Below are 10,841 nucleotides of genomic sequence, written 5' to 3' on the forward strand. Positions count from 1 at the left end.
TCAGGGCTTGCTCTTGTCCAGGAACCTGAAGAACTCGTTCTTCGAATCCAGGACCAGTACATCGCTCTTGCTGGAGAAGCTTTCGCGATAGGCCTTGAGGCTACGGTAGAACGCGTAGAAATCGGCGTCCTGCGTGTAGGCCTTGGCGTAGATGGAGGCCGCCTGGGCGTCACCATCACCACGGGTCTCTTCCGCTTCGCGGTACGCTTCGGCCAGCAGTACGCGGCGCTGACGGTCGGCGTCGGCGCGGATACCTTCGGCCAGTTCGTTACCCTTGGCACGGTGCTCGCGGGCTTCACGCTCGCGCTCGGTGCTCATGCGGTCGAACACGCTGCGGTTGACTTCCTTGGGCAGGTCGATGGCCTTGACGCGAACGTCGACCACTTCGATACCCAGCTCCTTGCTGGCCATGCGGTTCAGCGAAGCGGTGATATCCGCCATCAGCGCATCACGCTCACCGGAAACCACTTCGTGCAGGGTGCGTTTACCAAACTGGTCACGCAGGCCGCTCTCCAGACGACGCGACAGGCGCTCGTCGGCGATCTGCTTCATACCCGAGGTTGCGGTATAGAAGCGCTCGGCGTCCTTGACCCGCCATTTGGCGTAGGCATCGACCATCACCGCTTTCTTCTCCAGCGTCAGGAAACGCTGGGTCGGTGCGTCGAGGGTCATCAGGCGGGCGTCGAACTTGCGCACCTGGTTCACGTACGGCACCTTCACGTGCAGGCCAGGCTGGACATCGGCCTTGACCACGCGGCCGAACTGCAGCAATACCGCGCGTTCAGTCTGCGAAACGATGTAGAAGCAGTTCCAGGCGGCGATCGCCAGCACCACGGCGCCGATCAGGGCGAACAGTGACTTATTGCTCATCAGCGGCTCTCCCTGGAACGCAGCGGCGGTTGTGGTTGCAGGTCCTGCGCAGCACGCGCGGCGGCGTCATTGACCGACGGCGATACGCTGCTGGCCGGCGCTGCACTGTTGCCACGGCTGCCTTCGACCATCTTGTCCAACGGCAGGTAGAGCAGGTTGTTCTGCCCGTCCTTGGCCGTGACCAGAACCTTGCTGGAGTTGCTGTAGACCTCCTGCATGGTATCCAGGTACAGACGCTGGCGCGTGACCTCCGGTGCCTTGCGGTACTCGGCGACCAACTTGGTGAAGCGATCGGCCTCACCCTTGGCGCGGGCAATGACTTCATCACGGTAGCCGTTGGCGTCCTCGATGATGCGCTGCGCCTGGCCACGGGCCTCCGGTACCACACCATTGGCGTAGGACTCGGCCTGGTTGCGCGCACGCTGCTCGTCCTCACGGGCACGGATCACGTCGTCGAAGGCTTCCTGCACTTCACGCGGGGCTGCCGCGCTCTGTACGTTGACCTGGGTGACAGTGATACCGGTGCGGTAGGTGTCGAGGAAACGCTGCAGGCGCTCGCGGATATCCACCGCCATCTGCTCGCGGCCTTCGGTCAGCACCTGGTCCATCGAGGTGGAACCCACCACGTGGCGCAGGGCGCTTTCGGTCGCATGCTGCAGGCTGACTTCCGGCTGGTCGACGTTGAGCACGAAGTCCTGCAGGTTGCTGATGCGGTACTGCACGGTCAGTGGCACTTCGACGATGTTTTCGTCTTCGGTGAGCATCTGCCCCTGCTTGGTGTACGCCCGCTCGCGGGTCACGTTTTCCATGTACTTGCGGTCGATCGGCGGGAAATAGATATTCAGGCCGGGACCAACGGTCTCGTAGTACTTGCCGAAGCGCAGCACCACGGCCTGCTCCTGCTCGTCCACGACATAGACGGCGTTATACAGCCAGATTGCCGCCAGAGCCGCCAGGCCGATGCCCAGCAGGCCATAGCCGCCACCCTTGCCGATATTGCGGTCACCGCCGCCGCCACGTTTCTTGCCACTGCCGAACATGCCGTTCAGGCTGTCCTGCAGCTTGCGGAAGGCCTCGTCCAGATCCGGTGGACCTTTCTTGTCGCCACCACCGCCGCCACCATTACGGCGGCCGCCCCAGGGATCCTGATTGTTCGAGTTGCCACCCGGCTCGTTCCAAGCCATAGCGCTCTCCATCTGATAAAGCAAAGACGCGCCCACGGCGCGCCGTCCAATGCTACAGAATGCCTGTCACGGCTGCCCGGCGACCTCGACGGGCATTTATTGCAAAGTGTGTTGCTCGACAAACACTTGCGGCTCCATGCCTTCGCGGCTGACCAGGCGGTTCAACTCGACCCTGGGCAGTCGCACGCTCAGCAGGCTGCGCCCTTCTTCATCATGCTCTTCACTCTGCACGGCACCCAGGGCAAAGAATTGCGCGCGCAGGCGGGCAAACCGTTGCTCCAGGCACAGGGTCCCGACATACAGGTCGTCCCCCAGCAACTCAGCAATCGCCTGGCCAACCAGCTCCAGGCCTCGTCCATCACGTGCCGATACCCAGACTCGCTGCGGCTTGCCATCGGCATCGCGCTGGATCTGCGGCTCGACATCTTCGAGCAGGTCGAGTTTGTTATAGACCTCGAGGATCGGCAAGCTCTCGGCACCGATCTCGCCCAGCACCGCCAGTACCTGTTCAATCTGCTCCATGCGCTCGGGCTCATGGGCATCGATCACGTGCAGCAGCAGGTCAGAGTTGCTCGACTCTTCGAGCGTAGCCCGAAATGCCTCGACCAGCTTGTGCGGCAGGTGGCGGATGAAACCTACGGTGTCGGCAAGCACGATCGGCCCCAGGTCGGCCAGCTCGAGCCGGCGCAAGGTCGGATCGAGGGTGGCGAACAACTGGTCCGCGGCATACACATCGGATTCGGTCAGCGCATTGAAGAGGGTCGACTTGCCGGCGTTGGTATAGCCCACCAGCGACACCGACGGGATGTCCGCGCGCTTGCGCCCACGGCGGGCCTGCTCGCGCTGGCTGCGCACCTTCTCCAGGCGTGCCTTGATCTGGCGCAGGCGCACCCGCAGCAGGCGGCGGTCGGTTTCGAGCTGGGTTTCACCCGGACCACGCAGGCCGATACCGCCCTTCTGCCGCTCAAGGTGGGTCCAACCGCGTACCAGCCGCGTGCTCATGTGCTCGAGCTGGGCCAGTTCGACCTGCAGCTTGCCTTCGTGAGTACGCGCCCGCTGGGCGAAAATGTCGAGAATCAGCCCGGTACGGTCCAGCACGCGACACTCGAAGACGCGCTCGAGGTTACGTTCCTGGCTGGGCGTGAGGGTGTGATTGAAAATCACAAGGTCGGCTTCGGCCGAATGGACCAGGTCGCGCAACTCCTCGACCTTGCCGCTGCCGATCAGAAACTTGGCGGTGGGCTGATGCCGCGCCACTGTTACCAGCGAAACGATATCGGCTCCGGCCGACAGCGCCAGCTCCTGAAACTCCTGCGGGTCTTCGCGCGCCTCAGGGTTCTGACCTTCCAAGTGAACGAGCAGCGCTCGCTCACCACCACCGTGGCGCTCAAAGAACAATGCAGGCTCCTACTTTTTTCAAGCGTTGCCTGGCTCGCTGTCGCCGTGCTCACCATCGGTCGGGCTTGGCAGACGAACCGGGCGTGCGGGGACGACGGTCGAAATGGCGTGCTTGTAGACCATCTGGCTGACGGTGTTTTTCAGCAGCACGACGAACTGGTCGAAGGATTCGATCTGGCCCTGCAGCTTGATCCCGTTGACCAGATAGATCGAAACCGGGACTTTTTCTTTTCTCAAGGTGTTCAAGTAAGGGTCTTGTAGCGAATGCCCTTTTGACATATGCCGCACTCCTGTAAGGATCAATAATAGAAAATCAAGAAAATCGATAAATTATGCCGCCCCTTCGCAAGAATAGACGGCAACTGGCAGGGACTCAGCTCAATATGGAGACGGTCCCCAGGTATTTCAAGGTGCGGGACAGATTGTCGCAGGCCAGGCTATCCAGCCAGTGGACGTCGGACCAGCCGCGCAACCAGGTGAATTGCCGCTTGGCCAGCTGACGCGTGGCAATGATACCGCGTTCACGCATCTCATTCTCAGTCAGCTTGCCGTCGAGGTAGTCCCAGACCTGCCGATATCCCACTGCCCTTATAGACGGCAGCTCCGCATGCAAGTCACTTCTGGCCCGCAGCGTTCGGACCTCGTCGACAAAGCCCTGTTCCAGCATCTGTGAAAATCGTAACGCAATTCGCTGATGCAAAATGTGACGATCTGTAGGCGCTATCGCCAGGCTGGCGACAGTATAGGGCAAATGCTCGCCCGCGCCTGCGTCTGCGCCGCTACTTTCCGCGTATTGACGCTGACGGTGGACGGTCATGCTCTCACCACTCACTTTGTACACTTCAAGCGCACGGATCAGCCGCTGCGGGTCATTCGGATGAATGCGCGCCGCCGACTCCGGATCGACTTCGGCCAGTTGGCGGTGCAATTCGGCCAAACCGAGCGCCTGCGCCTGTGCCTCCAGCTCGGCACGCACCATGGCATCGGCTGGCGGCATGTCCGCCAGGCCATCGACCAGTGCCTTGTAATAGAGCATGGTGCCGCCAACCAGCAGTGGGATCTTGCCGCGCGCGGTGATCTCGGCCATGGCCTGGAGAGCATCGGTGCAGAAACGCTTGGCCGAGTAGCTTTCGGCGGGGTCAAGAATGTCGATCAGGCGGTGCGGATGCGCGGCCAGCACTTCCTTGGAGGGCTTGGCGGTACCGATGTCCATGCCGCGATAGACCAGCGCCGAGTCGACACTGATCAGCTCGCAGGGCAGCTTGCTGGTCAGTTCGATCGCCAGGTCGGTCTTGCCGGCCGCGGTCGGGCCCATGAGGAAAATCGCCGGAGGTCTGGCACTCATTTCATCGGCCCCGCAGGAACAGCTTGTCCAGATCGTCCAGGCCCATCTGGGTCCAGGTCGGTCGGCCGTGGTTGCACTGGCCGCTGCGCTCGGTGTTCTCCATGTCGCGCAGCAAGGCGTTCATCTCGGGGATGGCCAGGCGCCGGTTGGCCCGCACCGCGCCATGGCAAGCCATGGTCCCCAGCAGTTCGTTGAGGTGCGCCTGGATACGATCACTGGTGCCGTACTCCATGAGGTCGGCCAGCACATCCTGCACCAGGCGATTGGCCTCGGCCTGCTTGAGCAGGGCCGGGATCTGGCGGATCGCCAGGGTTTCCGGGCCCAGGCGCTGCAGCTCGAAGCCCAGGCGCTGGAACCATTGGGCATGTTCCTCGGCGCAGTCGGCTTCGCGCTGGCTCAACGCCAGCGACTCGGGCACCAGCAACGGCTGGCCGCTCAAGCCTTCACTGGCCATCGCCACCTTCAGCCGCTCGTACATGATCCGCTCATGGGCGGCGTGCATATCCACCAGCACCAGGCCGACGGCGTTCTCGGCAAGGATATAGATCCCCTTGAGTTGCGCCAGGGCGTAGCCCAGCGGCGGGATGTCGCCCTGGCTTTCAGGCAGCGCGCTCGGCGCGGCGGCGGCATTGTCCAGGGGGGCGTAGAATTCACGGTAGGCCGCCTGGGCCTCGCCGGCATTCAGCGGCTGGGAGGGCCTAGGCGTGTACTGGTACTGATAGCCCGCGCCCGAGCCGCTCGAAGCGAACCCCCGCTGCTCGCCCTGAGGCTGCTCGAGCACTGGCGAGGCCAGGCGCATTTCGCCTTGGGGACCGAACTCGCCGGCCTGCAAGCCGCTGGGGCGGACCAGTTCGTCGGTGGCCGCCGGCGCCGCAAGCTGGTCTTCCGGGCGCACATCGGCCAGGGCACGGTGCAAGGTGCCGTAGAGGAAGTCATGAACCATGCGCCCTTCGCGGAAGCGCACCTCGTGCTTGGTCGGGTGGACGTTGACATCAACGCCGGTCGGGTCGCACTCGAGAAACAGCACGAAGGTCGGGTGCCGGCCATTGAACAGCACGTCGCGATAGGCCTGGCGCACAGCATGGGCTACCAGCTTGTCGCGCACCGCACGGCCATTGACGAAGAAGTACTGCAGATCGGCCTGGCTGCGCGAGAAGGTCGGCAGACCGACCCAACCCCACAGGCGCAGGCCGTTGCGCTCGACATCAATGGGCAGCGCCTGCTCGAGAAAGCCCGGGCCGCAGATGGTGCCGACCCGTCGCGCCCGCGCCATCTCGTCGACGGCCTCGTGCAGGCTGAAGATGGTCTTGCCGTTGTGCCGCAAGTGAAAACCGACGTCGAAACGCGCCAGCGCGAGGCGCCGGATCACTTCCTGCAGATGATCGAATTCGGTCTTTTCGGCCTTGAGAAACTTGCGTCGCGCCGGGGTATTGAAGAACAGGTCACGCACTTCGACGGAGGTGCCGACCGGATGCGCGGCAGGCTGCACCCGCGGGGTCATGTCGCGCCCCTCGGTCTCCACCTGCCAGGCCTCGCTGGCATCGGCGGTACGCGAGGTAAGGGTCAGACGCGCCACCGAGCTGATCGATGCCAGGGCCTCGCCGCGAAAGCCCAGGCTGAGCACGCCTTCAAGGTCTTCCAGTTCGCGGATCTTGCTGGTGGCGTGGCGGGCCAGCGCCAGCGGCAGGTCATCGGGGGCAATGCCACCGCCGTTGTCGCGCACCCGCAGCAACTTCACGCCGCCCTGTTCGACCTCGACCTCGATGCGCCGAGCACCGGAGTCGAGGCTGTTCTCCAGCAACTCCTTGGCCACCGAGGCGGGGCGTTCGACTACCTCGCCGGCGGCGATCTGGTTCGCCAGCCGCGGGCTGAGCAGCTGGATACGCGAGCCGCCACTCATTGCTGGGACGCCAGTGCGGTGGTGGGGATGTCAAGGTGCTGGCCAACCTTGAGCTCGTCGGTCTTCAGGTTGTTGCTACTGCGCAGGCCAGCCACGCTGACCTGGTAACGCACCGCAATCATCGCCAGCGTCTCGCCGGGGCGCACGGTGTGCTCACGCGGGCCCTGGACGATCTTGCCACTGTCGCGCAGCCAGGCGATGTAAGTGCCAGGCGGCGGGTTCTGCTGGAAGAACTGACGCACACCGGTATGGATCGAACGTGCCAAGGCCTGCTGATGGCTACGTGTAGCCAGCTTGGCCGCCTCGTTGGCGTTGGAGATGAACCCGGTTTCAACAAGGATCGACGGGATATCCGGCGACTTCAGCACCATGAACCCAGCCTGTTCCACCCGTTGTTTGTGCAGCGGCGTGACCCGGCCCATGTTGCCCAGCACCTTCTGCCCGACATTGAGGCTGGAACTGAGGGTGGCGGTCATCGACAGGTCGAGCAGCACCCCGGCCAGCATGCGGTCCTTGTCGTCGAGGCTGACGTTGCCTGCACCGCCGATCAGGTCGGAGCGGTTTTCCGTGTCGGCCAGCCAGCGGGCGGTCTCGGAGGTTGCGCCGCGGTCGGACAGGGCGAACACCGAAGCGCCAAAGGCAGCCTTCGACGGCGCGGCGTCGGCGTGAATCGAGACAAACAGATCGGCGCCCTTCTTGCGGGCGATCTCGGTGCGCTTGCGCAGTGGGATGAAGTAGTCACCGGTGCGGGTCAGCTCGGCGCGGTAACCCTTCTCGGAGTTGATCTGGCGCTGCAGTTCCTTGGCGATATCCAGCACGATGTCTTTCTCGTGCTGGCCACGCGAGCCGGACGCGCCGGGGTCTTCGCCGCCGTGACCGGCGTCGATGGCGACCACGATGTCACGCTTGCCACTCGGCGCCGGTGGCAACTTGATCGCCGGCTGCGCCGGGGTGACGGGCACCGCCGGCGTGGTGGCCGGTGGCTGCGGCGTCGGCGGCGGTGTCGGGTTGCTTGCGGCGATGGCGTCGGCTTCCTGGTCATACAGGTCGACCACCAGGCGGTTGCCGTACTGGGCGTTCGGGGCCAGGGTGAAGCTCTTTGGCGACACGGCTTTCTTCAGGTCGACCACCACGCGCAGGTCGGTGGGCGTGCGCTGAGCTGAACGCACGCTGGTGATCGGCGTGTTCGAGGTGGAGACGTTCAGCGGCGCCCCCAGGGTGGCACCGTTGATGTCGATCACCAGGCGATCAGGAGCGCTGAGGGTGAAGACGCTGTGCTGCACAGGCCCGGACAGGTCGAAGACCAACCGCGTGTTGTCCGGAGCGCGCCACAGGCGCATGCTCTTGACTTGAGTGACGGCCAGAGCGTCAACGGTCACCGCGGTCAGCAGCAGCCCAACGACAGCGACCAGTGCGCGTATGCGCATACCTTTCCCCACTTACTGTATGAATTCTTTGGCCAGAACGGCACACCAGGACTCGCCGCGTGCCCCCTGCGGCGACAGGTTCAGCGAACGTCCGCCCGCTTGCGGGCTTATGGTAATGGTCAGGTCGGGCTTTGGCAAAACGCCCGCGCCTTTATCGGGCCATTCGAACAGGCACAATGCATCGCCCTCGAAATAATCGCGAATACCCATGAATTCAAGCTCTTCCGGGTCGACCAGGCGATAGAGGTCGAAATGAAAGGCGCGAACCTCACCAATCTCGTAGGGTTCAACCACGGTAAATGTCGGACTTTTTACCGGACCGGTATGACCCAGGCCACGGATCAGCCCGCGTGACAGGGTGGTTTTGCCAGCCCCCAGGTCGCCCTCGAGAAAAATCACACCATGACCTTTGGTCACTTCGGCCAGTTTCGCGCCGAAAGCGACGGTGGCGTCCTCGTCGCCCAGAAACAGGGTTATGCCTGACACGCTGAATGCTCCTCCAATAACGCTCTAATGACCGGCACCAGATCACTGGCCGCCAGCCCTCTACCTTTGACACCCAGCCGCTCGCCGGCGCAGGCATGCAGCCACACCCCCAGGCACGCGGCCTGCCAGGCGTCCAGCCCCTGGGCCAGCAAGGCTGCCAGCACGCCTGTCAACACATCGCCCAATCCGGCACCGGCCATGGCCGGATGCCCACGGCCGCAATACGCCAGTTGCCCGCCAGGGTCGGCCACCAGCGTGCCGGCGCCCTTGAGCACGCAGACACTGGCGTAGCGACGCGCCAGCTTGCGCGCCGCCCCCGGCCGGTCGGCCTGCACCGCCTCGGTGGAAATCCCCAGCAGGCGCGCGGCCTCGCCGGGGTGCGGGGTGAGGATGCTGCCGCTGGGCAGTGCCAGTGGCGTGCGTGCCAGCAAGTTGAGCGCATCGGCGTCCCACACCTGTGGCCGGTGGGCATTGGCCACCGCCGACAACAGGCTGCGCCCCCATCCGGCCTGGCCGAGGCCAGGCCCGACCACCAGCACCGTGGCACGCTCGAGCAGCGCCATCAGCTGGTTGGCCGAGCTCACGCCCAACCACATGGTCTCGGGCAGGCGCGTCAGCCCCGCAGCTACGTGTTCGGGGCGGGTGGCCACACTGACCAGGCCGGCGCCGCAACGCAACGCCGCCTCGCCACTGAGCATGACCGCGCCGCCTGTGCCCAGGTCTCCGCCGACCACCAGCACATGGCCGAAATCGCCCTTGTGGGCATCAGCGGCACGTGGCGGCAGCCTGGCCAAGGTCAGGCTGCTGAGCGGTAATGGGGGGTGTTTGGTCTGAGGCATGGGGTCAAAGGCTCCGATGTCTGGCAGAATTATACGCACCTCCGCTTGTAATGCTTGTTCATCCATGTCCGCCGACCTTCCAGACATCGCCACATTGGCCCAATCGATCAAGGATTGGGGCCGCGAACTCGGTTTTGCCCATGTCGGCATCGCCGGTGTCGACCTTGGCGAGCACGAACAGCATCTGCAGCGCTGGCTGGCGGCAGGCTACAACGGCGAAATGGAGTACATGGGCGAGCATGGCAACAAGCGCTCGCGTCCGGCCGAGCTGATCCCCGGCACGTTGCGGGTGATCTCGCTGCGCATGGACTACCTGCCCGGCGACACGCAGATGGCAAAGCGCCTGGCAGAGCCGGAAAAAGCCTACATCTCTCGCTATGCCCTGGGCCGCGACTATCACAAACTGGTGCGCAAGCGCGTGCAGCACTTCGCCGACCGCATCCAGGAAGCCATTGGCCCGTTCGGCTACCGTGCCTTCGTCGACAGTGCCCCGGTGCTGGAGAAAGCCCTGGCCCAGGAGGCCGGCCTTGGCTGGATCGGCAAGAATACCCTGCTGCTCAACCGCAAGGCGGGCAGCTATTTCTTCCTCGCCGAGCTGTTCGTCGACTTGCCGCTGCCGATCGACGGCGTGCAGGGCAGCGATCATTGCGGGCGTTGCCAGGCCTGCCTGGACATCTGCCCGACCCAGGCGTTCGTCGGGCCCTATCAGCTCGATGCCCGGCGCTGCATCTCGTACCTGACCATCGAATTGCGCGGGGCCATTCCACTGGAACTGCGCTCATTGATCGGTAACCGGGTGTTCGGTTGCGACGATTGCCAGATCGTCTGCCCGTGGAACCGTTTCGCCAAGGCCACGACCGAAGACGACTTCATGCCCCGTCGGGGGCTGGACAATATCGAGCTGGCCGAGCTGTTCCTGTGGGATGAAAAGCGTTTTCTCGGCTGCACCGAAGGCTCGCCATTGCGCCGGGCGGGGTATGAGCGGTTCCTGCGCAACCTCGCGGTGGGGCTTGGCAACGCGCCGTCGACCATCCCCGTGCTGGAGGCGCTCAATGCACGTAGGGATGATCCTTCGGAACTGGTACGCGAACACGTGGAATGGGCCCTGGCTCGCCACAACGCCCTTTGACGCTCGCTGCTGCGACTTTGCCTTTGCCTTTGCCTTTGCCTTTGCCTTTGCCTTTGCCTTTGCCTTTGGCTTTGGCTTTGGCTTTGGCTTTGGCTTTGGCTTTGGCTTTGGCTTTGGCGATCAAAAGGTCAACCCCATAGCCCGCGAGCGCCAGCTGCGCCAGTGCAGGCGCCGCCCGTAACTTCGCGACTTCAGGAGGCCGAACGCAGGCCTTGCGGAGGGAGGTGACGGGCATGGATGCCCGTCAAGCGCTGCGCCCCAGG

At 64.0% G+C, this 10,841-nt stretch carries 10 protein-coding genes; 1 reads left to right on the top strand and 9 read right to left on the bottom strand.

Features of this window, described 5'->3' with window-relative positions; translation table 11 throughout:
• From hflC to DFS21_RS24765, 9 genes are all read right to left on the bottom strand, one after another.
• Complete coding sequence (gene hflC, locus DFS21_RS24725) at positions 1-870, bottom strand: protease modulator HflC (RefSeq protein ID WP_110701833.1); 870 nt, start codon at positions 868-870, stop codon at positions 1-3.
• Positions 870-2,054 (bottom strand): FtsH protease activity modulator HflK, encoded by a 1,185-nt coding sequence (gene hflK / locus DFS21_RS24730; RefSeq protein WP_102683937.1) that lies wholly within the window; start codon positions 2,052-2,054, stop codon positions 870-872. Before hflK ends, hflC begins: the two co-directional genes overlap by 1 nt.
• Positions 2,055-2,150: 96 nt before the next feature.
• Positions 2,151-3,452, bottom strand: a complete 1,302-nt coding sequence (gene hflX, locus DFS21_RS24735; RefSeq protein WP_102683936.1) for a ribosome rescue GTPase HflX — start codon at positions 3,450-3,452, stop codon at positions 2,151-2,153.
• 18 nt (positions 3,453-3,470) lie between these two features.
• A complete protein-coding gene (gene hfq / locus DFS21_RS24740; RefSeq protein WP_023629894.1) occupies positions 3,471-3,731 on the bottom strand; it encodes an RNA chaperone Hfq in 261 nt (86 codons plus the stop codon).
• Between the two features lie 94 nt (positions 3,732-3,825).
• A complete protein-coding gene (miaA, locus tag DFS21_RS24745; protein WP_110701835.1) occupies positions 3,826-4,797 on the bottom strand; it encodes a tRNA (adenosine(37)-N6)-dimethylallyltransferase MiaA in 972 nt (323 codons plus the stop codon).
• Between the two features lies 1 nt (position 4,798).
• Positions 4,799-6,697, bottom strand: coding sequence for a DNA mismatch repair endonuclease MutL (mutL, locus tag DFS21_RS24750; RefSeq protein WP_110701837.1), 1,899 nt, complete (start codon positions 6,695-6,697; stop codon positions 4,799-4,801).
• Positions 6,694-8,124, bottom strand: a complete 1,431-nt coding sequence (locus tag DFS21_RS24755; protein WP_111533328.1) for an N-acetylmuramoyl-L-alanine amidase — start codon at positions 8,122-8,124, stop codon at positions 6,694-6,696. The genes mutL and DFS21_RS24755 overlap by 4 nt, the downstream gene beginning before the upstream one ends.
• A gap of 12 nt (positions 8,125-8,136) precedes the next feature.
• A complete protein-coding gene (gene tsaE, locus DFS21_RS24760; RefSeq protein ID WP_102683932.1) occupies positions 8,137-8,610 on the bottom strand; it encodes a tRNA (adenosine(37)-N6)-threonylcarbamoyltransferase complex ATPase subunit type 1 TsaE in 474 nt (157 codons plus the stop codon).
• On the bottom strand, positions 8,598-9,449 hold the full coding sequence (locus tag DFS21_RS24765) for an NAD(P)H-hydrate dehydratase (RefSeq protein ID WP_110701841.1): 852 nt from the start codon (positions 9,447-9,449) through the stop codon (positions 8,598-8,600). The genes tsaE and DFS21_RS24765 overlap by 13 nt, the downstream gene beginning before the upstream one ends.
• Before the next feature lie 64 nt (positions 9,450-9,513).
• Here DFS21_RS24765 and queG point away from each other — a divergent pair, with 64 nt between their 5' ends.
• Positions 9,514-10,578 carry a tRNA epoxyqueuosine(34) reductase QueG gene (gene queG, locus DFS21_RS24770; RefSeq protein ID WP_110701843.1) on the top strand — a complete coding sequence of 355 codons (1,065 nt, stop codon included), beginning with the start codon at positions 9,514-9,516 and terminating at the stop codon, positions 10,576-10,578.
• The last annotated feature ends 263 nt before the right edge of the window (positions 10,579-10,841 follow it).

It is taken from the genome of Pseudomonas sp. 2848 (genome assembly GCF_003253945.1).
In the GTDB taxonomy this organism is placed as follows: domain Bacteria; phylum Pseudomonadota; class Gammaproteobacteria; order Pseudomonadales; family Pseudomonadaceae; genus Aquipseudomonas.

What these genes read in the sequence shown, in the direction of transcription:
- hflC (WP_110701833.1), bottom strand. Translation starts at nt 870, where the DNA reads ATGAGCAATAAGTCACTGTTCGCCCTGATCGGCGCCGTGGTGCTGGCG.
- hflK (WP_102683937.1), bottom strand. Translation starts at nt 2,054, where the DNA reads ATGGCTTGGAACGAGCCGGGTGGCAACTCGAACAATCAGGATCCCTGG.
- hfq (WP_023629894.1), bottom strand. Translation starts at nt 3,731, where the DNA reads ATGTCAAAAGGGCATTCGCTACAAGACCCTTACTTGAACACCTTGAGA.
- miaA (WP_110701835.1), bottom strand. Translation starts at nt 4,797, where the DNA reads ATGAGTGCCAGACCTCCGGCGATTTTCCTCATGGGCCCGACCGCGGCC.
- mutL (WP_110701837.1), bottom strand. Translation starts at nt 6,697, where the DNA reads ATGAGTGGCGGCTCGCGTATCCAGCTGCTCAGCCCGCGGCTGGCGAAC.
- DFS21_RS24755 (WP_111533328.1), bottom strand. Translation starts at nt 8,124, where the DNA reads ATGCGCATACGCGCACTGGTCGCTGTCGTTGGGCTGCTGCTGACCGCG.
- DFS21_RS24765 (WP_110701841.1), bottom strand. Translation starts at nt 9,449, where the DNA reads ATGCCTCAGACCAAACACCCCCCATTACCGCTCAGCAGCCTGACCTTG.
- queG (WP_110701843.1), top strand. Translation starts at nt 9,514, where the DNA reads ATGTCCGCCGACCTTCCAGACATCGCCACATTGGCCCAATCGATCAAG.